Origin of the sequence: Oceanobacillus caeni (assembly GCF_042678465.1) — a bacterium.
Lineage (GTDB): Bacteria > Bacillota > Bacilli > Bacillales > Amphibacillaceae > Oceanobacillus > Oceanobacillus caeni.
Genome location: NZ_JBHTKV010000026.1, coordinates 1 through 25,526 on the forward strand (window position 1 = coordinate 1; position 25,526 = coordinate 25,526).

At 36.4% G+C, this 25,526-nt stretch carries 25 protein-coding genes and 2 riboswitches; of the genes, 14 read left to right on the forward strand and 11 right to left on the reverse strand.

Going from position 1 to position 25,526, the window contains the following annotated elements; all coding sequences use genetic code 11:
- The first annotated feature begins 285 nt into the window (after nt 1-285).
- Nucleotides 286-364: riboswitch (glycine riboswitch) on the forward strand.
- 162 nt (nt 365-526) lie between these two features.
- Nucleotides 527-1,891, forward strand: coding sequence for an amino acid permease (locus ACFQ18_RS14675; RefSeq protein ID WP_047186805.1), 1,365 nt, complete (start codon nt 527-529; stop codon nt 1,889-1,891).
- A 111-nt stretch (nt 1,892-2,002) separates the two neighbouring features.
- Nucleotides 2,003-3,478 (forward strand): multicopper oxidase family protein, encoded by a 1,476-nt coding sequence (locus ACFQ18_RS14680; RefSeq protein WP_204798569.1) that lies wholly within the window; start codon nt 2,003-2,005, stop codon nt 3,476-3,478.
- A 79-nt stretch (nt 3,479-3,557) separates the two neighbouring features.
- Here the strand turns inward: ACFQ18_RS14680 and ACFQ18_RS14685 are convergent, their stop codons facing one another.
- The 5 genes from ACFQ18_RS14685 to ACFQ18_RS14705 all read right to left on the reverse strand — a co-directional run bounded on the left by ACFQ18_RS14685 (nt 3,558) and on the right by ACFQ18_RS14705 (nt 8,280).
- The gene (locus ACFQ18_RS14685) at nt 3,558-3,830 is read right to left on the reverse strand and encodes a hypothetical protein (RefSeq protein WP_047186807.1); all 273 of its coding nucleotides are present in this window, start codon (nt 3,828-3,830) and stop codon (nt 3,558-3,560) included.
- Between the two features lie 27 nt (nt 3,831-3,857).
- A complete protein-coding gene (locus ACFQ18_RS14690; RefSeq protein WP_047186808.1) occupies nt 3,858-4,115 on the reverse strand; it encodes a hypothetical protein in 258 nt (85 codons plus the stop codon).
- Nucleotides 4,116-4,417: 302 nt separating this feature from the next.
- Entirely contained in the window at nt 4,418-5,755 is a 1,338-nt protein-coding gene (locus ACFQ18_RS14695) for a CitMHS family transporter (protein ID WP_204798568.1), read from the reverse strand.
- A gap of 172 nt (nt 5,756-5,927) precedes the next feature.
- Nucleotides 5,928-6,650, reverse strand: a complete 723-nt coding sequence (locus ACFQ18_RS14700; protein ID WP_047186810.1) for a response regulator — start codon at nt 6,648-6,650, stop codon at nt 5,928-5,930.
- Between the two features lie 4 nt (nt 6,651-6,654).
- Nucleotides 6,655-8,280, reverse strand: coding sequence for an ATP-binding protein (locus tag ACFQ18_RS14705; RefSeq protein ID WP_060668605.1), 1,626 nt, complete (start codon nt 8,278-8,280; stop codon nt 6,655-6,657).
- 266 nt (nt 8,281-8,546) lie between these two features.
- On the opposite strand from ACFQ18_RS14705, the gene ACFQ18_RS14710 reads away from it, so the two are divergent.
- Both ACFQ18_RS14710 and ACFQ18_RS14715 read left to right on the forward strand, forming a co-directional pair.
- Nucleotides 8,547-9,164 (forward strand): DUF47 domain-containing protein, encoded by a 618-nt coding sequence (locus ACFQ18_RS14710; protein ID WP_047186812.1) that lies wholly within the window; start codon nt 8,547-8,549, stop codon nt 9,162-9,164.
- A 13-nt stretch (nt 9,165-9,177) separates the two neighbouring features.
- Entirely contained in the window at nt 9,178-10,170 is a 993-nt protein-coding gene (locus tag ACFQ18_RS14715) for an inorganic phosphate transporter (protein WP_204798567.1), read from the forward strand.
- 67 nt (nt 10,171-10,237) lie between these two features.
- Here ACFQ18_RS14715 and ACFQ18_RS14720 read toward each other — a convergent pair whose 3' ends face one another.
- Nucleotides 10,238-11,428 (reverse strand): coenzyme F420-0:L-glutamate ligase, encoded by a 1,191-nt coding sequence (locus ACFQ18_RS14720; RefSeq protein WP_047186814.1) that lies wholly within the window; start codon nt 11,426-11,428, stop codon nt 10,238-10,240.
- 108 nt (nt 11,429-11,536) lie between these two features.
- On the opposite strand from ACFQ18_RS14720, the gene ACFQ18_RS14725 reads away from it, so the two are divergent.
- The 5 genes from ACFQ18_RS14725 to ACFQ18_RS14745 all read left to right on the forward strand — a co-directional run bounded on the left by ACFQ18_RS14725 (nt 11,537) and on the right by ACFQ18_RS14745 (nt 16,948).
- Nucleotides 11,537-12,427, forward strand: coding sequence for a LysR family transcriptional regulator (locus ACFQ18_RS14725; RefSeq protein ID WP_047186815.1), 891 nt, complete (start codon nt 11,537-11,539; stop codon nt 12,425-12,427).
- An 82-nt stretch (nt 12,428-12,509) separates the two neighbouring features.
- Nucleotides 12,510-13,088: a DUF7010 family protein gene (locus ACFQ18_RS14730; RefSeq protein ID WP_047186816.1), complete on the forward strand. Its 579-nt coding sequence runs from the start codon at nt 12,510-12,512 to the stop codon at nt 13,086-13,088.
- A 358-nt stretch (nt 13,089-13,446) separates the two neighbouring features.
- A complete protein-coding gene (locus tag ACFQ18_RS14735) occupies nt 13,447-14,463 on the forward strand; it encodes a DUF1646 family protein (protein WP_047186818.1) in 1,017 nt (338 codons plus the stop codon).
- A 249-nt stretch (nt 14,464-14,712) separates the two neighbouring features.
- A complete protein-coding gene (locus ACFQ18_RS14740; protein WP_047186819.1) occupies nt 14,713-16,293 on the forward strand; it encodes an FMN-binding glutamate synthase family protein in 1,581 nt (526 codons plus the stop codon).
- A gap of 79 nt (nt 16,294-16,372) precedes the next feature.
- Nucleotides 16,373-16,948 (forward strand): uracil-DNA glycosylase, encoded by a 576-nt coding sequence (locus tag ACFQ18_RS14745; protein WP_047186820.1) that lies wholly within the window; start codon nt 16,373-16,375, stop codon nt 16,946-16,948.
- A 122-nt stretch (nt 16,949-17,070) separates the two neighbouring features.
- Here the strand turns inward: ACFQ18_RS14745 and ACFQ18_RS14750 are convergent, their stop codons facing one another.
- Both ACFQ18_RS14750 and ACFQ18_RS14755 read right to left on the reverse strand, forming a co-directional pair.
- Nucleotides 17,071-17,349 (reverse strand): hypothetical protein, encoded by a 279-nt coding sequence (locus ACFQ18_RS14750; protein WP_204798566.1) that lies wholly within the window; start codon nt 17,347-17,349, stop codon nt 17,071-17,073.
- A gap of 102 nt (nt 17,350-17,451) precedes the next feature.
- On the reverse strand, nt 17,452-17,673 hold the full coding sequence (locus tag ACFQ18_RS14755) for a hypothetical protein (RefSeq protein ID WP_145524084.1): 222 nt from the start codon (nt 17,671-17,673) through the stop codon (nt 17,452-17,454).
- A 225-nt stretch (nt 17,674-17,898) separates the two neighbouring features.
- Nucleotides 17,899-17,976, forward strand: a riboswitch (ZMP/ZTP riboswitch).
- 346 nt (nt 17,977-18,322) lie between these two features.
- Between ACFQ18_RS14755 and serC the strand changes: the two genes are divergently transcribed.
- Both serC and ACFQ18_RS14765 read left to right on the forward strand, forming a co-directional pair.
- Nucleotides 18,323-19,405, forward strand: a complete 1,083-nt coding sequence (gene serC / locus ACFQ18_RS14760) for a 3-phosphoserine/phosphohydroxythreonine transaminase (protein ID WP_145524083.1) — start codon at nt 18,323-18,325, stop codon at nt 19,403-19,405.
- 15 nt (nt 19,406-19,420) lie between these two features.
- Nucleotides 19,421-20,620 carry a phosphoglycerate dehydrogenase gene (locus ACFQ18_RS14765; RefSeq protein WP_060668612.1) on the forward strand — a complete coding sequence of 400 codons (1,200 nt, stop codon included), beginning with the start codon at nt 19,421-19,423 and terminating at the stop codon, nt 20,618-20,620.
- A 59-nt stretch (nt 20,621-20,679) separates the two neighbouring features.
- Here ACFQ18_RS14765 and ACFQ18_RS14770 read toward each other — a convergent pair whose 3' ends face one another.
- Both ACFQ18_RS14770 and csaA read right to left on the reverse strand, forming a co-directional pair.
- The gene (locus ACFQ18_RS14770) at nt 20,680-21,489 is read right to left on the reverse strand and encodes a YitT family protein (RefSeq protein ID WP_047186824.1); all 810 of its coding nucleotides are present in this window, start codon (nt 21,487-21,489) and stop codon (nt 20,680-20,682) included.
- 264 nt (nt 21,490-21,753) lie between these two features.
- Complete coding sequence (csaA, locus tag ACFQ18_RS14775; protein ID WP_204798565.1) at nt 21,754-22,086, reverse strand: chaperone CsaA; 333 nt, start codon at nt 22,084-22,086, stop codon at nt 21,754-21,756.
- 146 nt (nt 22,087-22,232) lie between these two features.
- On the opposite strand from csaA, the gene fabF reads away from it, so the two are divergent.
- The 3 genes from fabF (at nt 22,233) to ACFQ18_RS14790 (ending at nt 24,633) form a co-directional block, all read left to right on the forward strand.
- Complete coding sequence (gene fabF / locus ACFQ18_RS14780) at nt 22,233-23,474, forward strand: beta-ketoacyl-ACP synthase II (protein WP_204798564.1); 1,242 nt, start codon at nt 22,233-22,235, stop codon at nt 23,472-23,474.
- 125 nt (nt 23,475-23,599) lie between these two features.
- Nucleotides 23,600-24,214 (forward strand): YpjP family protein, encoded by a 615-nt coding sequence (locus ACFQ18_RS14785; protein ID WP_047186828.1) that lies wholly within the window; start codon nt 23,600-23,602, stop codon nt 24,212-24,214.
- A 122-nt stretch (nt 24,215-24,336) separates the two neighbouring features.
- On the forward strand, nt 24,337-24,633 hold the full coding sequence (locus ACFQ18_RS14790) for a rhodanese-like domain-containing protein (protein WP_047186829.1): 297 nt from the start codon (nt 24,337-24,339) through the stop codon (nt 24,631-24,633).
- 48 nt (nt 24,634-24,681) lie between these two features.
- Here the strand turns inward: ACFQ18_RS14790 and ACFQ18_RS14795 are convergent, their stop codons facing one another.
- A complete protein-coding gene (locus ACFQ18_RS14795; RefSeq protein ID WP_047186830.1) occupies nt 24,682-25,398 on the reverse strand; it encodes an NAD-dependent protein deacylase in 717 nt (238 codons plus the stop codon).
- Between the last annotated feature and the right edge of the window lie 128 nt (nt 25,399-25,526).

Genomic DNA, 25,526 nt, shown 5'->3' on the forward strand with positions numbered 1-25,526 from the left:
AGAGGGTTAGCTTGGTCAAATTCGTCAGCTACCAAAAGTGGCGATTACCCAAGAAGCCCCCACTTCAAGCAACCCGTGAGGGTGGTAAGAGGGGGTAGTTCACTTATTAAACTATAGCAAAAACAAACTAGAATAGATAGGGGGTTATAAGGATGGGTAAAAAAATTTACTATTGACAAATGGTACTAGCAGTTTTACAATTTACTATTATTAAGAAACAGTTTCTAGTTTTTAAGATAATTTAATAATTAGCTAGCTATGAATGCTATGGGTCACACTATAGCGGGAGCAGCTTCTGGAGAGACCGCTTGGTTAGCGGCGCCGAAGGGTTCACAATCTCAGGCAAAAGGACAGAAGAGTAATAAATATGTATTTGTTAAGCTAACGATTGCTAGCGTAACAAATGGTATTTACTATTCTTATGACCACGAGATTGGAGGACTTCCAATCTCTTTTTTTAATGTTCTTTTATCTGCTCCTTATTTCACAATGAAAGGCTAAACAAATTTTTTGGGAGGAGATATCATTGGCACAACAAGGATTAAAGAAGGATTTAGCAAGTCGGCATGTACAATTAATTGCCATTGGCGGTACGATTGGTACAGGGTTGTTTTTAGGATCAGGTAAAGCCATCCAACTTGCAGGTCCATCTATTATATTTGCATATTTAATCGTAGGAATGGCACTCTTTTTTGTAATGAGGGCACTTGGGGAGCTTCTGTTGTCAAATTCTGGTTATCAATCACTTACAGATATTGCTCAGGATTACCTAGGACCTCGGATAGCGTTCGTAACTGGTTGGACGTATTGGTTTTGTTGGATTATGACGGCTATGGCTGATATCATTGCAGTCGGTGTCTACGTAAGGTACTGGTTTGATATTCCACAATGGATACCTGCTGTCGTATGTTTGGTCATTTTATTAGGATTGAACTTACTTACTGTAAAACTTTTTGGGGAATTGGAGTTTTGGTTTGCCTTAATCAAGGTTGTTACGATTCTCGCATTGATTGGTATCGGAGTGATCATGCTAGTAATGGGCTCTAAGACAGATGCTGGAATAGTAACGATTCATAATCTGTGGGGGCATGGGGGGCTATTTCCGAATGGAGTTTCAGGTTTCTTACTTTCATTCCAGATGGTTGTGTTTGCCTATGTCGGTGTGGAATTAGTTGGTGTATCTGCAGCAGAGACAGCTAATCCAGAAAAAAATATTCCATCAGCGATTAACAAAATACCATTTAGAATTCTCTTTTTCTATGTGGGTGCACTTATCATTCTATTATCTATTAATCCATGGACGGAACTAAATGCGTCGGAAAGTCCCTTTGTTAAAACGTTCAGCTTAATTGGAATTCCACTTGCTGCTGGAATTATTAACTTTGTCGTATTAACTTCTGCGGCATCTGCTTGTAACAGTGGAATGTTTTCAACGAGTCGAATTCTCTTTAGTCTAAGCAATAATGGACAAGCACCTTCTAAAATGACGAAATTAAATAAAAATCACGTACCAAGTCATGCATTATGGATATCCACCATCGTCGTATCTGTAGGTGCTCTTTTGAGTAAGCTAATTCCGGAGCAGGCTTTTGGAATTGTGACAACCATCAGTGCCATTTGTTTTATTTGGGTTTGGGGTGTGATTTTAGTTTGCCATTTAAGATATAAGAAACAACGTCCTGAGTTACAGGCAAAATCAACATTTAAGGCACCGTTAACGCCGTTTGTTAATTATGCGGTACTAATATTATTTGCAATGGTTCTTATCATTATGCTAGTGGCCAAAGAAACACGGCCAGCCTTATTGTTAACACCTCTATGGTTTATTATTTTATTTACTTTGTACTTATTTAAAGGAAAAAAAGAAAAAGATATAAAATTATCAGCTTAGCAGGGATATAGGGACAGAGTACATTGTCTCGGTCTGTATAAGTAATTTTGGGACAGTGAACCTGTCCTTGTGGTTCTTTTTTTACGGAATAGAAAGGAAGTAAAGCAGAAATTGAAATTATATAGGAGATTAATAGTTCCATTCGGTTTATTACTTGTCTTCGGATTGGCTGGTTGTAATAGTAACGAAACAGTAACAAATGTGGGGAAATTAGAATTTCAACAAGCCTTAAAAATACCGGAACTTCTTGAACCTACCATAGAATCCGATGGCACGAAGCACTTTTCCCTAACGATGGAGCCAGGAACTACAGAGTTTTTTCCAGGTGAAATAACGGATACATGGGGGATTAATGGTTCTTATCTTGGTCCTACTATTAGGGTTTCAAGGGGAGATAAGGTTTCTTTTGATGTAGTAAATAAATTGGGAGAAACATCAACATTGCACTGGCATGGAATGATGCTACCTCCAGCTATGGACGGAGGCCCACATCAGATGATTGAAGCAGGAGAGACGTGGTCCCCTCATTGGACAATTGATCAGCCATCTGCCACTACTTGGTACCATCCTCATTTGCATGGGAAAACAGCGCAACATGTGTATCGGGGGCTTGCAGGAATGTTTATCATCGATGATGAGGATTCTAAGAAACTACCTTCTAATTATGGGGTAGACGATATCCCACTCATCGTACAAGATAAATTGTTTACAAGTGATGGGCAGTTCTCAGAGGATGACGATACACCATACGGTACGCTTGGTGATGAAATACTAGTGAACGGAACATACGCCCCTTCATTTAAAGTGACGACTAGTCAGGTTCGTTTCCGATTGCTAAATGGCTCAAATGCAAGAGCCTATAATTTCGGATTTACAGATGGTCGCTCTTTCCAACTAGTAGCAAATGATGCCGGTCTCTTAAATGAGCCGGTTACATTAGATCGTTTCATGTTAAGTCCAGGAGAACGTGCAGAAATTGTCGTTGCATTTGAGCCAGGAGAGGAAACGATTCTTCGTAGCTATAGCGGTGGCGCTGGTATTGAGAGTGGAGAATTCGACTTGGTGAAAATGGTTGCAGATTCCGAATTAACAGAGACAGCACCAATAAGTGAGCAACCTTCTAGCATAGAGCCAATAGCGGTTCCGGCAGATGCGAAGGTACGTCAATTTAAACTGACGATGGAGAACGAGATTAATGACAAATCGATGGACATGTATCGTGTTGATGAAGTAGTTCCAGCGGGTACTAAGGAAATATGGGAAATTCACAATTTCGGCTCGGAACATAATTTCCATATTCATGATGCAGCATTCCAAGTAATAGATATAAACGATAAAGAGCCCCCAGAGTACGAAAGAGGAAGAAAAGATACCGTGTTTGTCCCTCATGGAGCAACTGTTAGAATAGCGGTGGAATTTGGGAACTATACGGATCTTAATTACCCGCTTATGTATCATTGTCATCTATTAAAGCATGAAGATGAAGGAATGATGGGGCAATTTTTACTTGTAGAACCCGGAACAGAATCACAAGCACCAACTGAACTTCGCGATGATGGAGTGGAACATCCACATAATGGTCATTAAGTTTTGAAAAATGGTAAATAAAACTTAAGAAAAAAGGCCGCCAATGACAATATGTTATCATTGGCGGCCTTAAATAAATTTACTCCGCACCACGATTTTTATCAAATTCGCCATTACTACCCTTTTCAAGTTCCATATTTGTTTCTTGAGGGTTTTCGTTATGTGCGCCCTGTTCTTTATCTCTTATATGATCCTCGTTAATTTCATCTGTGTTTGTCTCATCATCATATTTGACGGGTCGATAATCTACATTTTCCGGGTCATTTGTTTCCTGTTCTTGGTTATTGTCTTCATTCATATTACAGCCTGCTAAAAAGGCTAAAGATAGAATGCCGCTAGAAGCTTTTTCCATTTACTTATCATTTTTATCATCCTTTTACTATAAAAATTGATTGATATGCTTAATTTGTGCAAGAAACAAAATTTTAGTCATAAAAGGAAGGATTATCCCGACATTTGGATTAGTTGCCTGGGTCTGATCTGTTTTCACTTCTGTTTCTGGCTCATTGTTTCCAACAAGTAAGCCACCAAGCGCCCCACCAACAACAAGGCCCCCAACGGTTAAACCAGAGTTTTTCAAAAAGTTTATCCTGGAATTGTTTGTTTCTTCTAATTTATCTTTATCCTTGTCTGACATGAAAAACCCTCCTGCTTCATAATTAGAAAAACAAAGGTATTGGGTTTTACCTTATTTAGATTGGTAAACTTTTGAGTAAAAACTAAATAAAAGGCATAGGTATTGCATTTTCCAAACAGTCTAGCCAATTTAAAATAAACATTTAATCTAAGAATTTTTAAGTGTTATGGGGAAAGATACCTTGTCTAAATAAATAAAGCACATAGCTACAAGGAGTGAACCTACTCTCTGTAGTTATGCGCTTTCGTACCGAAGGTTTTGTTTTCTTAAGAAAAGTGGAAGGGTGAATTTGTCCACCAGTATTAAATTTGAATGGTACCGATAAGTATAGCAATTGTTAGTAAGACAAGACTAAGACCCCACATCCAAAGCAGGGAGTAGCGTAAATGGCGTCCCATTTCTAATCCTGACAACCCTAGTGCAAGCCAAACCGCCGGTGCTAAAGGACTGACAAATGTACCGACGATATTTCCAATAATCATGGAATATGCTGTCGATAAGGAGTCTACACCAAAACCTGTTGCAATTTGTTCTACGACAGGGAATAAAGCAAAGTAATAGGCATCCGTACTTAATAATAAATCAAATGGAACTCCCAAAATACCAATAATGATATGCAAGTAAGGTGCAATTACTCCAGGAAGGACACTAACTACATCATTTGCTATGGCTGTTAGCATTCCTGTTCCGTTAAGAATTCCTAAGAATAAGCCTGCTGCAAGAATGATGGACGCCATTGTTAGCGCACTTGGAGCATGAGCTTGAATTCTTGCCATTTGATCTTTAACATTAGGGAAATTAATTAGTAATGCAATACTGACCCCTATCATAAACGCTAATCCTGCCGGGATAATGCCTGATACGAGTACACCAATAACAGCTAAAGCAAGTATAGCATTTACCCAAAGTAATTTTGGTCGAGTTAAATTTCCTTCTTCCGTAGGGGCATTTGAATTATCCGTGTAAGGATCAGATTCTACTTGTTCGGTGGCTGCCGCAACTTCTAAGGATCCATAATTCTTAATGATTCGACGTTGTTCTCTCATCCCAAGTAAAACAGCTAAAACTATCATTAGAACAACACCAATCAATTGAATTGGTATAAGTGGCCTCCATAAATCGGTTACATCTATACCAAGAACAGAAGCGGTTCTGCCTAATGGCCCTGCCCAAGGGAGCATATTCATAATACTTGCAGCTCCAGCTACTAATAAAAGCAGTAGATATGGATTCATTTTTAAACGTTTATATACTGGTAGAAGTGCTGGAACCGTTATTAAAAAAGTAGAGGCTCCGGATCCATCTAATTGAGCAACTACCGCAATAAGAACAGTTACTACACTAACTATGACCACATTCCCTTTTGAAAGGGCGACCATTTTATTAATCATCGGGTCAAATAGACCAACATCCTGCATAATTCCAAAGAAAATAATGGCAAATATAAACATGACGGCGACAGAGATTACAGATGCTACGCCATCCTCAAAAAAGGTGCCAACTTCAGAAAATGTAAACCCAGCTATAAGGGCCCCTATAATTGGTGGTAAAACCATCGCAACAATTGGAGTTACTTTACCACTAATAAGCAAAGCTACAATAACTAAAATAATAATAAAACCAATCAAACTAAGACTCATATTGTCTCCCCCTTCTGATAATCCCTACTTATAACATAATTAGCATCTACATTGAATGCGTTTACAAGTTACACGGACAAGAACTATCTCCTAAAAGTTTAGATTAATATGAAAATAACACAAGTTTAGGAAGGAGGTAAATAATTTATCCATAAGTAGAATAAACTATATATTACTCATTTTGTTCATAAGTTTCACGGAGAATATATCTGCGTTCTGGTCTTCCAACACTTCCATAAATAAGTTTTGTTTCAATCTTATTTATGGAAACCAAATACTCTAAATACCTTCGTGCAGTGGAACGACTTGTCCCAATTTGCTTACTGAGCTCTACAGCAGTTATTCCTTCTATGTTTTTTTCCTTAAATAAACGATTAATCTCATTTAATGTAATAGAATCAATTCCTTTTGGTAGATTTGTTGTCGTTATCGTGGCAGAATTAGGTAATTCCTGAAAACCTATAATCCGATCAATCTCCTTCTGACTCAATTCTTTGTTTAATTCTAATTGTTGTCGGAAATCTTTATACCTTAATAGTGTTTGCTCAAAGCGTATGTTATCAAAAGGTTTAACTATAAAGTCAAAAATCCCACCACGAAACGTCTCCTGAATGGTTTCTACTTCCTTTGCTGCTGTAACAACTATAATATCAATTTCATGATACGTTTTACGAATTTCCCAAAAGAGGTTAACACCCTCCACATCAGGTATGTAAATATCCAATAAAATTAAATCAGGTAAACATTTTGTGTTTTTAAGAAAATGTAACGCATCTTTTCCACTATTAACCGTATCCATGACTTTAAATCCATTTACTTTTTCAACATATTGCCGATGAATTTCAGCTACTCTAAAATCATCCTCCACGATGAGTACAGAAAAATTTTGACTCATTTGTTTATCCCCCTAGTTCCTTTGGTATGCTAATGATAAAATAAGCTCCCCCTAATTCCGCTTCTTCTAAAATAATCTCCCCACCTACGGCATATACCGCTTGCTTGGACAATGCTAATCCTGTACCATGATGTACTCCCGGTTTAGTTGAGAATCCTTGTTCAAATAAGTGGGGAATATCCTTTTGTTCAACCCCTGCTCCAGAGTCTTCTATTTCAAATACAACTTCTTTTCCGATATCTGTAAAGAAAATAGATACTTTGCGTTCTTTCTCCATATTATTCTTCACTGCTTCGAATGCGTTCTCAATGATGTTGCCTAAAGAAGTTAAGATGGCATCCTGTTGAGCTTCCGAAAGTTTATATGTTAGCTGACTGTAAGGATTAATCGATAAAGTAACTCCAAGCTCAAGTGCTTGGTTGGATTTCCCCAGTAATAAAGCATGTATCAATGGATCAGTTACATTCTCTGTTAAAAATTTCAATCTTTCACTTTGCAGGTTATTTTCCTTTTTAATAAAATGTATGGCTTCTTTTATTTTATTGTTTAACAATAAGCCAAGTATAATATGCAGTTTATTAGAATGTTCATGTGTTTGTGCTCTTTGTGCGTTTGCATATTGCTTAATACGAGATAATTCTTCGGTTATTTTTTGTAGTTCGCTTTTTTTACGAAAAGTAATGACCGCTCCCGTAATAACATTTTCCGAATACACGGGTGTTTGGTTTACTAATACGACTTGGTCACCAAGAACCATTTCCCTATCATGAAATATCTCTCCCCTAGAATCAGTAATTGCTGGTAAGATTTGCTCGATTGAAGTCTTTTTATAATCATAATCTTGTTTGCATTGGAGAATTTGCATTGCGGCTGAATTGATGGTTGTGATGAATCCGTTATGATCAATCGCAATAATTCCCTCATGTGTGGACTGTAAAATAGCTTCATTCTGCAAATACAAATGAGAAATTTCCTCTGGTTCCATATTATACAATAATTTTTTAATATGATAGGAAATAATAATAGCGCCTATAATTCCAATTAGAACAATAATGCCTAATGTATACCAAATGGACTTACTCTGATTGGTAATAATATCTTGAATACTATCATTTAGAAAACCGACAGATACGACACCTATAATCTCTTGATTAGCGTATATTGGTGCCTTTCCCCGAATAGATAAACCAAGCGACCCCTCTTTTTTGGATATGTATGATTGGCCATGTAACAAAGCCCGATCATTGTCTCCCCCGACCATTTTCTTGCCAATTTTATTAGCATCTGGATGTGAATACCTTGTCCCGTTCCTATTGCCTACAACAATAAATTCAGCACCAACTTCTTCTTGTATAGGAGTGACAATATCCTGAATAACAAGTGAGGGATCCTCTAAAGAAAAGGCATTTTTTATCTCCGGAATATTTGCTATACTTTGAGCAACGCTTAGTGCTCTTTTGCCCATTTGATCTTCAATCGTTTTTGATAGGAAATGATGTAGAAATAAGGCAAAAGTAATACATATTCCGACAAGTAATAAGCTTATTAGCGTTATCATTTTCAACTTTAAATTAAACTTTACTTTCGGGTATATGCCAATTTTCCTTATATTTCGCTTCGTATTCGCCATATATGGATGACACCTCAAATTTTGAATGAATATATATCTATTATAGCAATTCAGGTGTCATCGGGATAGATTCCATTCCTACTAGCTGAAAAAAATTAAAGAAGATGACTTCTGGAAGTCATCTTTCTTTAACTTCTTTGAAAGGTAATGGTAATATTATAAGGTAATTCCATTTTAGACATTTTAGCACCCTATTTTACATGTTATTCATAATAATGGGGAAGATAAAAAAACGTAAATTAGGAATGTATATTGGAGGATATAGCATGTTCAAAAAAGCGCCTGATAAGTTTTTACTTTATTTAGTGGATTTTGCTAAACATCTAGACAACACAGTGGAGTACTTTGTAGAGTATAAAGTAAAGGATGCAGAAACACTTAAGGAGTTTGCAGAAAAAATCAAAGAGTACGAATCGATTGCAGATGATAAGGTACATACAATCATCAAAGATTTAAATGAAACTTTTATTACACCAATTGAAAGGGAAGATATCCTTCAATTAACGATGAATTTGGATGATATTGTTGATGGAATGGAGGAATTCACCGCTTATATGGAGATTTTTCAAATTTTATCATCCAATGAATTTATGAATAGATTTACCGATTTTATTCATAAATGTTCCAAGGAAATAGTAATCTCCATAGACTTATTAGCAAATGGACGGTTAAAAGATTTGGAAAGCCATGCGATTCAGATCAAGGATTATGAGAGTAAATGTGACAGTTTATATCATGACTCGCTAAAAGATCTTTTCCAAAATGAAAAGGACCCAATTAAGGTCATTCAATATAAAGAAATTTACGATACGTTGGAGGATATTGCTGATTATTGTCAGGATGTTGCAAGTACACTTCAAAGTATTATGATGAAAAACGCGTAATGAGGGATAACCAATGGAATTAGTCATCATATTAATAGTTATATCTGCATTAGTATTTGATTTTATCAATGGTTTCCATGATACTGCTAACGCCATTGCAACATCTGTATCAACAAGAGCATTGTCGCCAAGAAGGGCAATTATCCTTGCTGCTGTCATGAACTTTGTAGGTGCGTTAACGTTTACAGGTGTTGCACAGACGATTACAAGTGGAATTGCGAATCCTTTCGAGTTAGAAAACGGCCTAACTGTCATTCTGGGTGCTTTATTTGCTGCGATTGCTTGGAATTTAATTACTTGGTATTTTGGAATTCCGAGTAGTTCATCCCATGCCATTATTGGAGCAATTACTGGTGCTGTGATTGTTGCAGCTGGTCTTCAAGCTGTTCATTTCGGTGGATTTTTATCTATTTTAGAGGGACTTCTTCTTTCACCGATTATCGCATTTGTTGTTGGTTACTTAATTTATGCCATTATTAAAGTTCTTTTTAAAAATGCTAATCTTGCCAAGACAAATAAACAGTTCCGTAGCGTACAAATATTAACCGCAGCCGTTCAATCCTATGCACATGGGACAAATGATGCCCAGAAATCAATGGGGATTATCACGATGGCATTGATTGTCGGTGGTTTACATGATACAACAGATGTCCCTTTCTGGGTTCAACTTTCTTGTGCCACGGCAATGGCGCTTGGAACATCAGTTGGTGGTTGGAGAATTATTAAGACTGTCGGCGGTAAAATTATGAAAATACGCCCAGTGAATGGGGTGGCAGCTGATTTGACAGGAGCTGCTGTCATTTTTGGAGCAACATTAATTCATTTACCAGTAAGTACCACCCATGTTATTTCTTCTGCGATTCTAGGTGTTGGATCATCCCATCGAGTAAAAGGAGTAAACTGGGGAATAGCTAAGCGGATGGTTATTACTTGGGTTATTACACTTCCAATCTCTGCAATGTTAGGTGGATTATTCTGCTTAATTCTTAATTTGTTTCTTACTTAATCAAAACGACCCCAAGCATATGCTTGGGGTCCTTTTTAGCTCTTCGTCCGGCTGAATGCCTATTTTTTTATTTCGTATAATTATCAAAATATCCTTGAATAAAGATGATTGGTGTTCCTTTATCTCCGCTTCCGGAAGTTAAATCAGACAGGGAACCAATTAGATCAGTTAGTTTTCTAGGTGTTGTTCCTTGTGCTTCCATGGCACCAACAAGGTCTTCTTCTTTATTATTAATAAACTCAGAAATAGCCTTTTGTAATTCTTCCCCTTTAAGATCAGAGAAGTTATTATCAGCTAGATATTTTAATTTCACTTCATTTGGTGTTCCATCGAGTCCAGATGTGAAAGCTGGTGATACGACAGGGTCAGCCAGTTCCCATATTTTGCCTACAGGATCCTTGAATGCTCCGTCTCCGTATACCATTACTTCTACGTTTTTACCGGTTTTTTCTTGAAGCATTCTTTGAATCCCATCAACAACCGGTTGACAATCACGTGGGAAAAGTTTTACACGGTCCTCAGATGCTTTATTTGATCCAAGTAAACCATACTCCTCATTATAGCCGCTTCCATCAATAGATTCTGTTAGGATATTATCAAGGCTATATATCTTTTCTCCGCCATTATCTTTAAGGATTCTCTTCGTTCTCAATCTAGTATGAATGTCACAAGCTAATACGCTTGTCGTATATTCTAATATAGATTTTGGATTGTTAGAGAAAATGACTTCACATTCGATTCCATATTCTTCAACAATTGATTTGTAATAGTCGATATAATCTACGCCAGTAAACGTGTGTTTGTTTTCTCCAAAAAGCTCGCGGAATTGTTTCTCTGTTAAAACATCTGTCCAAGGATTAACTCCCTTTTCATCAAGTTGGTCAATATCGACTAAATGGTTACCAACTTCATCAGATGGATAGCTCAACATGAGTACGATTTTCTTCGCACCTTTTGCAATTCCCCTTAGGTTAGTAGCAAAACGGTTACGACTTAAAATGGGGAAAATAACCCCAATTGTATCATCACCAAATTTGGATTGGACGTCTTTAGCGATATGGTCAATTGTTGCGTAGTTACCTTGAGCACGAGCAACAATGGATTCTGTTACTGTTACGATATCTTTATCTTGAATAGAAAAACCTTCTACTTCAGAAGCTTTTAATACACTATCTACAACAATTTCTTCTATTTGATCCCCTTGGTTAATAATAGGGCAACGTAAACCTCTAACAATAGTTCCAACTACTCTTTCCATTTGAATCGCTCCTTAAAAAGTAAGTTCATAACCTCTGTTTCCACTATACATTTTTTAAGAATATAAGTAAAATTAATATATATAATAGTAGATATAAGAGGTGGTTATATGGTGAGTAAATTAGACTTATACAAAGTCTTCTGGATGGTAGGTAGGGAAAAAAGTTTTTCCAAAGCGGCAAAAAAGTTATATACTACTCAGCCGGCCGTAAGCCAGTCCATCATGCAATTGGAGAGGGAATTAGGAACCCGTTTATTTAATAGAACTGCAAAAGGGGTTTCTTTAACAGATGAAGGGAGCCTTCTATTTGAGTATGTCCATTCATCCCTTAATCTAATCGATACGGGTGAGCAAAAAATATTAGAAATTAAAAATTTAACGGCCGGTGAATTAAAGATAGGGGTAGGTGACACCATTTCTAGACACTTCTTACTGCCCTATTTAGAAACGTTTCATAATAACTACCCTAAGATAAAATTTAAAATACTAAATGGAACAACCTTTGAAATATTATCCTTTTTAAAATCCGGGGAGGTAGATATTGCAGTTTGTAATCTTCCAGTGGATAATCAATCGTTTGAAGTAATTCCTTACATTGATATTCATGATACATTTGTTTGTGGAGAGAAGTATAAGAGCATCCTTTCCAAACCATTAGATTTAGAGGACCTAGCAAAGCTTCCCTTAATTTTTCTTGAGCCTAGTTCTAATTCTAGGAAATATGTGGAGGATTATCTTTTATCAAAAGGGTTTAAACTTTCCCCAGAGTTTGAATTAGGTTCTCATGACTTGTTATTAGATTTTGCGAAAATTAATTTAGGATTAGCTTGTGTAACCAGAGAGTTTTCGCTCGATTATTTAAATAGAGGATTCGTATATGAAGTACAATTGAAAGAAGAAATACCGAAGAGAAGTATTGGGGTATGTTACTTAAAAAGTGTCTCTCTTTCACCTGCAGCAGCCAAATTTGTGGAACTAATCGGAGAAAGGAGATTGTGAATTTTAGGGGGAATGGGTAAATTTCCGATAATTCTGTGTTAGACTATTTGTATCATAGAAGTATTAATTTGGGGGATTTTTAATGAATGTAAAAGAAGTACAAAATGACTTAATGCAACGAACAAAAAAAGGGGTAACCATGTTTTATGTTGGAAGCCTTTATTGGTTTCTAATGGGAATTTTAGGTCTTTTCGATATGCATATTAACCTGTTAGGATTAATTTATTTAATAGGTATTGGAACGCTATTTCCATTAGGTATCTTAGTCTCGAATCTGCTTAAGATCGATTTTATTGCAAAGGGTAATGAGTTATCGAACTTTGCCGGTGTAATTGGAGGAATGCAACTATTTTTTGCTCCGATTTTAATCATCATTTATATGGAGAAAATTGAGTGGTTACCATTTTTTATTGCTGTCTTGACTGGTGCTCATTTCCTTCCATTTAGCGTTCTTTATAAAAGTAAAGGATTTATATTTCAATCCATGGCGGTTGTATTGTTTTCTTCTATTGTCGGATTTGTTTTTATGGATTACGTTTATAAAATTTTACCTTTTGGCTTAGGAATCATATATTTAATAACTATTATTTTACTTCTGAACGAAAATAAAAAACTGACTCTTGAATTAGAAGGACAATTGAACAAAGAGATGCAAATTTAAAGAAACAAATTTTTACAAAAAACGAGATGTATTTCCCGGGGAATATTTTAATTTGCCATATAATATGGAGAAGTTTGTCGTAATTTTGGTGGAGCGTTTGTCTGCCACTTTTAGGAAAACTTTACCTAAATTAAAAGGTTTAAGTTGGAGAGAATAGTCATTAGACCCATGTTAAGTCTATTTGTATTGGCAAAAAATTACGTATAGTTTTAAAAGTGAAAGTAAACATCTAAAGTAAATTATGGTAAAATAGTGGAATGAACTAAATGTAATATTTTCGCAAATTATATTTTGTCAATTTTGTTTCATTACATATTTTTAGCGAAATTTAAATTATTTAAATTGGGGGGAATATACTATGGTTATTGGTCTTGTTATCATATTATTACTAGTTTTATTTTTACCATTTCTAGTAAAACCCATTGAAGAGAATTTAGAACCTTTCTTATTTGTTATGGGTTTGTTGGCAGCAATTGTAAGTGGAGTGCTTAACAAGGAATTATGGTTCGACGCCTTGAAGGATCCAATATTCATTACATTAGCTGTACTCATCGCTGGATTACTATTTAAATGGATGAAGGGCCCTATTGAAAAGTCCATATTAAGTATTAGTCAGAAAATGAACATCCGCTTATTTTTGGCTTTAATCATTATTATTTTAGGATTGTTATCTAGTGTGATTACTGCAATAATTGCTGCAATCGTGTTAGTATCCATTGTAAGTACATTGAAGCTAGATAGAAAGACAGAAATCCGTGCTGTTATTTTAGCTTGCTTTTCTATCGGATTGGGTGCTGTGTTAACCCCAATTGGTGAGCCGTTATCAACCATTGCTACAAATAAATTAAACGAAGAGTTCTTCTATTTATTTAACTTAATCGGTTTAGAGGTTATCTTTGCTGTAGTTGCGATTGGTATTATTGCATTCTTTACATTAAAACCAGGTAAAAGTGACAGTAGCTTAGAAGGTAGCAATGAGGCTGAGGGATATCCAGAAATTATCATTCGTTCCATTAAAATATATCTATTTGTTATGGGACTAACACTTCTTGGTGCAGGATTCGAGCCGCTTGTAAATATGTACCTATTACATTTACAGCCGGGCGTACTGTATTGGATCAATATGATTTCCGCTATTCTTGATAATGCTACACTAGCTGCTGCGGAAATTAGCCCATCAATGGATGCCGGTACAATTCGTTTCTTATTATTAGGGCTTATTATTAGTGGAGGAATGCTCATCCCAGGAAATATTCCTAATATTATTTCAGCCAACAAATTAGGAATTACGAGTAAAGAATGGGCGAAGTTTGGAGCTCCTTTTGGTTTAGGTGTAATGGTTTTATTCTTTATCTATCTTTTGATTGTTGGATAAGGGATCCATTTAAGACTTAGCAAATGGACAAGCTTTTATTAATAATTAAATATTGGTTAGGGAGTTATGCTCATGCAGAAAGAAAGCTTTATACTCCCTTGCTACCAAAGAAATCCATCTTGTGAAACAAGGTGGATTTTTAATATGTTTAAAAAGAAATGTTAGACCTCCACACCTTTTGTGAAAAAAAAGACTTGTAAAAAGTGAATGACGGGGGACACTAAGTTACTAGTTAAGGAGGTATTTTACTTGAACATAGCAGATACGATGACCATTATAGCATTTATCTTTAGCGCTTTTATTTTGGCGTCTATCATTGTGATCCTACTCTATTTATTTTTTGTAGATCGAAATCAAAGGCAACATCCGGTTTTACGAAATTATCCAGTTTTGGGACGGGTAAGGTATTTCCTAGAACAGATTGGTCCTGAATTAAGACAATACTTATTTAATAGTGATTTAGAAGGAAAACCATTTAATAGAGATGAATACCAGCATGTTGTAAAGAAAGCGAAATATAAACGTGATGTGATTGGGTTTGGATCTTTAAGGGACTTTGAAAAGCCGGGTTACTATATACGTAATTCAATGTTTCCAAAACTGACAGAGGAAATTAATATGGACGTTGATAGTAAGGTGACAACAAATAGATACTTGCTACTTCAGGAACCTTTATTTATGCACCGAAAGGAAATACTGGAAAGTCATGAATCACCTGCATATTTATTAAAAGATGAAGATGCCATCGTAATTGGTAAGGATTGTGAACAGCCTTTCGTTGTGAAAGGACAAATTGGAATGTCTGCGATGAGCTATGGATCATTGGGGAAAAAAGCAATTACAGCACTCTCTGAAGGACTGGGCATGGCAAAAGGGAGTTGGATGAATACTGGAGAAGGCGGACTATCTGAATACCATCTTAAAGGGAACGTCGATATTATAATGCAAATTGGTCCTGGACTTTTTGGTGTAAGAGATCCGAAAGGGAATTTTAGCTGGGAGGCGTTAAAGGAAAAGGCAAAAGTTCCCCAAATCAAAGCATTTGAATTAAAACTAGGACAAGGTGCCAAAACTCGAGGTGGCCATATTGATGCGGAAAAGGTAACAGAAGAAATAGCAAGAATTCGAATGGTGGAGCCATTTAAGTCGATTGATAGTCCGAATCGCTTTAAAGAGTTTAGTGACTTAGCCTCTTTATTTTCATTTATGGAGGATGTACGAACGACGACAGGAAAGCCTATTGGAATGAAAGTTGTTATTGGTAGTTTCCATGAAGCAGAAGAATTAGCAAAACAAATAAAAGAGACTGGAGTAGGGCCCGATTTTATTACAGTAGATGGTGGAGAGGGAGGAACAGGTGCATCTTATCAGGAATTAGCTGATGGGGTAGGGTTACCTATTAAGTCTGCCTTACCATTAGTCCACAAAGCTTTAGTGGACTACGGGGTAAGGGATAGGGTCAAGATTATTGCCTCTGGTAAACTCATTTCTCCGGATCGCGTAGCTGTTGCTCTAGCCATGGGAGCAGATTTAGTAAATATTGCAAGGGGATTTATGATCACAGTTGGATGCATTCAAGCATTGAAGTGTCATTCCAATGCTTGTCCTGTAGGGGTTGCAACGACAGACCCTGACTTACAAAAGGCCCTTGTCATTGAGGAGAAGAAACATCGAACTGCAAACTATGTAATATCGATGAGAAAAGGGTTATTTCGTATAGCTGCTGCTGCTGGCTTAGATTCACCCGTGAAGTTTAAAGAGGAGCACGTCGTATATAAGGATGAAAAAGGTAAGGTATCGCCTTTGGAAGATAGGATATTCTTGGAATAATTCCCCCAAGGGGTTAGCCGTTTTTCAGTCGAAATAAAAGGATTCCTATATATTTTCTATGTCTCAAGGAGTGAACTGTATGTCTTGTTTTTGCCCAGAGATTTGGCCAGAAGATCCAACGCCAAAGATTCAAAAAGACTGTAAAGAATGCGGGTTGTATGATCAAGGATCACGTATGATTTGGGGAGAAGGAACTCCTAGGGCTCCAATTATGATTGTATTAGATAATCCAGGAGCAAGAGAAAATCGTGAAGGAAGTCCCTTTGTATGTGGAACAAGACAGACTTTGCAAAAGGCGGTCTTTGAAACAGGATTAAAGAAAGAACAGATTTACGTTACTTATATTTTAAAAAGAAAACCTATTCGTGCATATGAGAAGGACAGAACAAGGGCAATCTGCATGCGTCATTTGGAAAATCAACTTGAGGTACAAAAACCGTCTCTAATTTTGTGTTTAGGAAATGTCGCGGTACAGTCATTTTTCCGTAATCAGGAGTTGGATGTAAAAGGATTGAGAGGGAGCTGGTATGAAGTCGGAGGATACCAAACAACAGTTGCTTATCATCCACTTGCCGTTCGACGTAGGCCAAATTTATATCCATTATTTCTGGAGGATATGCAATTCGTTGCAGCGGAGTTGAAGGCTAAAAGATAGATGTTGGGATTCATGGGTTAATAAATAAGCTTATAAAAAGGCTTGCCATATCGAGTCATGGAGAGCCTTTTAAAATTTACGAATATAGTCTTCAATGTCTGCTATTCCTAATTTTAATGTTATTACAATATAATATTAATTTCATCTAAAATTTCAATCTCCTCTTTTATGAACAAATCTTTAATCAATCTTAGGTCTTCCCAAGCGGAAGATCCAAGAATAAATAACCCTTGTAAATCATAAGAAAAACAAAGTGTGGGACTTTTTGCTGCTTCAGAAATCCTTATACTTAGGTCATCTAAACATAGCCCTAAGGCTTCTTCTTCATTTGTAACAGCGTTAAATAAAGAATCCGTTCCTGACTCAGCCCAAATTGGAAAGAATACTTCTAAATCATACATACTCTTTAGTGAAACTTGAAAAACCTGTGTCCCTTGAGTCTTTTTATGCAATCTGTAATGTATATGATTTTCATTAAGTACCTTTTCAACTTCTTCTCCTGATTAGGTTTCTATGAACCCTAATATAGGAAATGAACCGAATGAACCATAAGCAGAATCAATAATTTTACGTGCTAATGGTAGGTATAAGTAGGCTGAACTATTTGTTCGTTCCTCAAAAGAAGTTAATTCAATTAAACTCTTTTGTGGAGTAATAAAACGGAAAGGTAATAAAGATTCAAATGAACCTTTGTTCAACGTATATTGACTTACAGAAACAAACATTTGTGAATTCCCCTTTAGAAATAGCATTTTCCTTTTTGTATTTTACAAATTTTTTAGCAGGGTCGGTAACCTATATACAACTAGAATATCAAGGTAATAACAACTTTTGAAGTTTAACCATCTGGTTGTTTAATTCCGAATGCTGAATTGTTTCCCATAATACTACACTACTATAAAAAGGGTTGAATGAGGTCGGAAATTTTGTTAAGATTAAATTAAATTTAAAAGGCTATGTGTAACTGGCGAACGCGGATTACCGCGAGGGAGCACATAGTTTATAAGCCGTTCGCCTGGGCAGAGGTAAGGGATTTGATCGTTCGCGATAGACCCTTGCCTCTTTATGTTTTTAGATGTTGTTCAAAAAGTCCGGTGAAAATGACACTTCGCATTTCTTCGTTGGCTTGCTTTTCCGCTCCTCACGTATTAGTTGCATACGTTCCGGTACTCAAAGCTACGCCGCCTCGAACTGCTCGGTCCTTTTCATCCTCTTTTTTGAACACGGAATTTTAGTGGGAAAATTTACAAAAGGGAAATTTGACCTACTAATAAGTCCTAGATTGTTGTAAAATATAATTACTTTGTTAATTGTTTTGAGTATTACATTTATTTTCATAGATTTTTTATCAAACATAAAGGTGTGAAGGTAACAATGAATAGAGTCTACAATTTCTCAGCAGGTCCTTCTATGCTTCCATTACAAGTATTAGAAAAGGCTCAAAAGGAACTAGTCAATTACAATAATTCCGGAATGTCCGTAATGGAGTTAAGCCACCGTTCAGGTTGGTTTACTGATATTATCACGGAAGCAGAGCAACTTTTAAGAGAATTAATGGGGATTCCTGAAAATTATAAAGTACTTTTCCTTCAAGGGGGAGCCTCTCAACAGTTTGCGGCAATTCCTATGAATTTATTTGGTGAAAACAAAAAGGCAGATTACGTTAATACAGGTTCATGGTCTAAAAAGGCTATAAAAGAAGCGGAGAAATTTGGTGACATCCGTGTTATTGCTTCTTCAGAGGATAAAAATTTCACCTATATACCAGCTGTAAACAAAGGAATGATTGATCCTGAGGCAGCTTATGTTCATATTACGACAAACAATACAATTGAAGGTACAGCTTTTCGCGAAGTTCCAGATATAGGAAACGTACCATTAGTAGCTGACATGTCTTCTAATATTCTATCTGAAGAAATAGATGTTTCGAAATTTGGTTTAATATATGCTGGGGCTCAAAAGAATATTGGTCCAGCGGGATTAACGGTAGTCATTATCCGTGAAGATCTCATTGGTAAGGCACAAGATAACTGTCCAACCATGTTGGATTTCGAAACACATAGTGAAAGTGGCTCCTTATACAACACCCCTCCAACTTTTGCTATCTATATGGCGAAATTAGTTTTTGAATGGATCAAAGAACTAGGTGGGTTAAAAGAAATAGAAAAAGTGAACCGCGAAAAAGCGGACATTTTATACCGTTGTATTGAAGAGTCTAACATGTTTACTTCTCCTGTTGAAAGAAGTTCAAGATCTATCATGAACATACCTTTTGTTACTCCGTCAAAGGAATTAGACGCTTTGTTCGTGAAAGAGGCAAAAGAAGCAGGGTTAGAAACATTAAAAGGCCATCGTTCTGTTGGTGGAATGAGAGCTAGTATTTATAATGCAATGCCGGTTGAAGGAGTTCAAGCGTTAGTAGAGTTTATGAAGAAATTTGAACAAAAACATCAATAAAGGGCGGGAATATAAATGGCTACAGTAACGATGAGTAAAGTAAAAACGATTAAAACATTAAATCAAATTGCTGAAATAGGTCTGAAGGAATTTGATCCAGAAAAATATACAGTTGATCATGATGTTGAAAGTCCAGATGCGGTTTTAGTTCGTAGTTTTAACATGCATGGCATGGAATTTGACCAAAATTTAAAAGCAATTGCACGCGCAGGAGCTGGGGTTAATAATATCCCAATCGATCAATGTACAGAAAATGGAATTGTTGTGTTTAATACACCTGGCGCGAATGCAAATGCTGTAAAAGAACTTGTGATTACTTCTTTAATGGCGTCTTCTCGTAATCTATTTGAAGGAATCACTTGGGCTAAAACAATTGAAAATAAAGGCGAGGAAATTCCTAAACTTGTAGAAGCGGGTAAAAAGCAATTTGTTGGTAAGGAAATTAAAGGAAAAACATTAGGTGTTATTGGATTAGGTTCTGTTGGTTCTCTTGTAGCGAATGATGTTCTACATTTAGGTATGGATGTTATTGGATATGACCCATTTATCTCAGTCAATACAGCATGGAATTTGTCCCGTAATGTACAACGTGCGATGTCTTTGGAAGAAGTATATGCTAATTCTGACTATATTACGGTTCACGTTCCTTTAACGGATGATACAAAAGGAATGTTCAATAGAGAAGCATTTAAGGTTATGAAAGACGGTGTTCATATTTTAAACTTCTCTCGTGGAGAATTAGTAAATGAGGTAGACATGGAAGCTGCACTTGAAAGTGGAAGAGTAGGAAAATATATTACAGACTTCCCTAATGAAACAGTACTCAAAATGAATAATGTTGTTTCTATCCCACACCTTGGTGCTTCAACTAGTGAATCTGAAGAAAACTGTGCAGTAATGGCAGCTCATCAAGTGAAAGACTTTTTAGAAACAGGAAACATTGTAAATTCTGTTAACTTCCCGAATGCAACGCTTCCTTATACAGGTAGACGACGTGTTGCTGCTTTTCATCATAATGTAAAAAACATGGTTGGTCGAATTACATCCGTGATTTCTGAACATGACTTAAATATCGCTGACATGGTTAACAGAAGTCGTGGAGATTATGCCTATACCATGATTGATATCGATGAAGAAGTTAACGGAGATGTTGTTCCTAGCTTGCTAAAGGCTATCGGTGAAATCGACAATATGGTTACTGTTCGCATCATTTAACTAAGATACTCTAAAAAAACAACCTGTTCCTTTCGTGAGGTACAGGTTGTTTTTAGTTGTTAGGTATTTTTTGCAAATTCTCCATCGACTTCAACGGTTTCAAAAATATTTATAAATGCTTTTGCATCGTGTTTTCTAACAATTTCCTTTACCTTTATGGTTTCATAGCGAGTAACGATGATCATTAAGATTTGTTTTTTCTCTAACGTGTATCCACCATAACCATCTGTAATGGTAATACCGCGATATATAGATTGTAATAGATCCTGACGTATTTGTTCTCCTTTTGTCGTAACAATTTGCATCGTAAGCTTAATGTGGTTCGTGTGAATCGCGTCAATAATTTTACCCGTGATATAGATAGATAATAATGTATATAAAGCAAGATCCCAACCAAAGATAAAGCCTGAGAACAGGACAATAACGCCATTCATTGCAGTTAATAGAAGTCCAACACTTACATTACTAGTTCTTGATATAATAATTGCAATAATATCTAAACCGCCCGATGACCCAGAGTACTTTAATATCAGACCAACACCAATTCCACTAATGACTCCACCGAAAATAGCGGATAGTAATGTGTTCTCCGCTATAGCGTGAACTGGCAATACATATAAAAAGATGGAAAGAGAAATGACGCAAAGAAGCGTATTATAGGTAATTTCCTTGCCTAATTTATAGTAACCAAGAATGATAATAGGTAAGTTTAGTACAAAGTTTAATAACCCAATATCGAATGGAGTGATTAAACCAATTAAAATAGCAATCCCACTAAGTCCACTACTTAAAATTTCATGAGGAACTAAGAAGAAATTAAAGCCAAAGCTAATAATAAATGAACTAATAATAACAATAAAGTATTTCATAAACGATATCTCCTCTTACTCATTTCGGTAAGTTTTCTTACCAAAGCCCCATGGAATGAGTTTCTCTTATTATGACCAGGGGATTCACTTTTTAACAGATAGAAGGGTATAAATTTTCTCACGGTATCATTAATCATGTCAAGCTTTCCTAGTGTAACGAACCTTAACAAAACTGTCCAACTAAAATTGTAACCCATTTAACCTTCTTTATTTTCAATTTGGAAATAAAAAGAACACCTCTTTTATTTAGAGGCATTCTCCATGTTAAGCAATAGGTGTTCCGTTTTTAACCGGCTCGTCAGGTTGTAGGAGGACAACATCGCCTTCTTCTGGTACACCACCAATTACTAAAACTTCTGATTTGAATCCTGCAATTCTCATAGGAGGGAAGTTAACGACACCAACCACTTGTCTGCCTATTAACTTTTCAGCCTCATATCTTTTTGTTATTTGTGCCGATGAGTTCTTGAATCCAACTTCTTCTCCAAAATCAATTTTTAACTTGATTGCGGGTTTACGCGCCTCGGGGAAAGGCTTGGCCTCAACAATTGTACCAATTCTTATGTCTAACTTTTGAAAATCGTCAAACGTTGCCATTTGATTCACCTCATTTTTGTTCTTGCTATTATTTTAGCAATATTTGGTAATTTTTAGTATACAAACTTAAAAGTTTTAAATTCTAGGGTTCAGTCTATATAATGTAACGTATGAATAATAATAAATGATAATAGGAGAGAAACCTTGTGAAAAAAAGAGTCGTAATTACAGGAGTTGGAGCAGTGACTCCACTTGGAAATGATGCTTTTACAACTTGGGATAACATAAAAGCAGGTAAATCAGGTATTGCGGAATCTACATTAATAGATAAGGAGAAGGTAGATGTTAAGATTGCTGGTGAAGTAAAGGATTTTAACCCCAGTGATTTTATGGATAAAAGAGAAGCAAGAAGAATGGGACGCTTTAGTCAGTTTGCTGTTGCAGCAAGCAAAATGGCCATGGATGATGCCGGGATGAAAGTTGGGAAAGACGTAAGTTCGGAAAGAATTGGTGTATGGATCGGCTCTGGGATAGGTGGTCTAGGTGAATTTGAGGCTAACTTCAAAAAGTTCGCAGAAAAAGGCCAACGTAGAGTAAGTCCATTTACTATCCCTATGTTCATACCGGACATGGCTGCTGGAAGGGTTTCTATCGAGCTCGGTACAAAAGGTATGGTGAATTGCTCTGTAACAGCATGTGCCTCAGGGACAAACTCCATTGGTGATGCCTTCCGCGTCATTCAAAACGGTCAAGCGGATGTAATGGTTTCCGGAGGATCGGAGGCATGTATTACGAACATGTCGGTTGCTGGCTTTTCTAATATGACTGCACTTAGTAAAAATTCTGATCCAAACAGTGCCAGTCGGCCTTTTGATAAAAATAGGGATGGATTTGTCATTGCAGAAGGATGCGGAATTCTAGTGTTAGAGGAGTTGGACCATGCTTTATCGCGTGGAGCGACTATATATGCTGAGTTAATTGGATATGGTGCAACAGGTGATGCCTATCATATTACCTCACCAGCACCGGATGGAGAAGGTGCAAAGCGTTCAATGGAAGAGGCTATAAAAGACGCAGGAATCTCACCTGATCAAGTTGATTATATTAATGCTCATGGGACTTCCACTTTTTATAATGATTTATATGAAACAATCGCAATCAAACAATTATTTGGCGAGCATGCCTACGAATTATCTGTAAGCTCAACGAAGTCAATGACAGGTCATCTATTAGGAGGAGCGGGTGGAGTAGAGGCTATTTTCTCTATTCTAGCTATTCGTGACTCTATCATGCCACCAACTATTAACTACGAAACCCCAGATGAAGAACTTGATTTAGACTACGTACCAAATGTAGCTAAAGAAAAGAATCTTAATATAACGTTATCCAATTCATTAGGATTCGGCGGACATAATGCTACCATTGTTTTTAAGAAGTTTGTTCAATAAAAGGAAGAATAGAAATGAATGGTGTATTCGCACCATTCATTTCTATTTTTAATGTTTTTGAAACATACAAATAACTCTTTCACATGTTAAAATAAAATATATAGGTTTGAAGAAGGTGAGACGTTATGAAGGTATGGTTCAAAAAAGTATTAGTAGTTCTGACAACGGTTGCAACATTAGGGATGTACACACCAACGGCATTACTAGAAGTGCAAGCAGACCAGGCAAAAGATAATCTCCCTAATTCAGATCAGAATGAGGATTCTTCTAATACAACGGTTCCCATTCAACAAGAGAAACCTATAGATATACAACGTGAACAAACTTTACATCATCATAAAGAATATTTTATAAATGATATGCTCAATCAAGCGAAAGACCAAACGATGACTAAATTCGGTCCGAGAATGGTTAATAAAGTGGAAGATGAATTTACGAATCAAATTCTCCCTACAATGGAGTCTGTACTTGCAACTCTTGTGGATGACGCGGGAGATGATTATATTCATTATGAAATAACAGAAACTCCATCTAATGGTTATGGGGAAAAAATCTTTCATGTCTATGATCATAGAAAAGGGCAAGATGTTGCTAGATTCGATGTTCGCAGGGAGAATCGCCCCTTAGAAGGATATTTTTTTAATTTCCACTATCATCTAAGTAAAGATGGATTTAATGAACATCATGAAATAGGGGATTTATACTGGGATAAAAACATTCCACCTAAATGGATGGCATAATAACGGAATTATTGCTTTGAACCAATCAATTTATTTCAGTAGATGGTTGAAAGTAGGTATCTAATTTTGATTTAAGAATTAGATGCGTTAAAATATAGTGAAATAGGTTTGGAGGGATTGTAATGAAGGAAATATCTGCTAAAGATTTACAGGAAAAATTAGAAAAAGGTGAAAACCTTCATTTAATAGATGTTCGTGAAGATGATGAAGTAGCGCAAGGAATCATACCTGGAGCACTACATATTCGCCTTAGTGAAATTCCAGAACGTATGAACGAACTGGACAAAGATAAACATTACTACATGATTTGTCGATCAGGCGGACGTAGTGGTCGGGCAACGGAATTCCTTAACGAACAAGGATATCATGTAACGAATATGGCTGGCGGTATGTTGGCTTGGGAAGGCGATGTGCAATAATACATTAGGGCTAAACCTCAAATTACTTGAGGTTTAGCCCTTTTCGTTTTAGGAAAATAGCTCCTTATCCAATTCCTGTAGTAGTTCGCCAATTTTCTTGTCTTGTATCACTTGATCTGCATAGTGGTCTAATTCTGTCTTTTCTTGGTTAACAATGACTAGTTTAGCGCCATGTTCCTTTGCAATAAGAGGAAATTGATTTGCTGGTGTAACACTTAATGAAGATCCTAAAACGATAAATAAATCAGATTTTATTGCCTCTTCCTCAGCAAATCGGAAAGCATCCTGCGGCAACATTTCACCAAAGAGTACTATATTAGGACGCAAAATCCCACCACAGCTACAGTGATATTCCTTGTTTACGTACTCATCACTGTCGTATTCCTTCCCGCAGGATTGGCAACGTAAATGTTGTAAAGAACCATGAAGCTCAGCAACACGTTTACTTCCCGCAAGCTGATGAAAACCATCCACATTTTGTGTAATAATGGATTGTAGCTTTCCCTTTTCCTCCCAATCCGCCAGAATATAATGTCCCTTATGTGGATTGAATTCCTTTACTTTTAATACACGTTCTCTGTAAAAATCAATAAATTCATCCACATTATCGTTCAATGCCTCGGTACTTGCAATTTTACTAGGGTCTTTTTTTCGCCAAAGCCCATTATTGGAGGAGCGGAAATCTGGTAGCCCACTTTCTGTTGACATACCGGCTCCGGTAAATACAACCATATTTTTAGCATTTTGAATCCAAGTTTTTAGCATTTCATTCCCTCCATGATTATTATACTATTCATTATAACAACTAATTCCATTGACATGAAAAAATGAATGTGTTATTACATTTTATAGGGATTATCACTCAAACCTTAAGAGTGCTAATAAAAGATGAA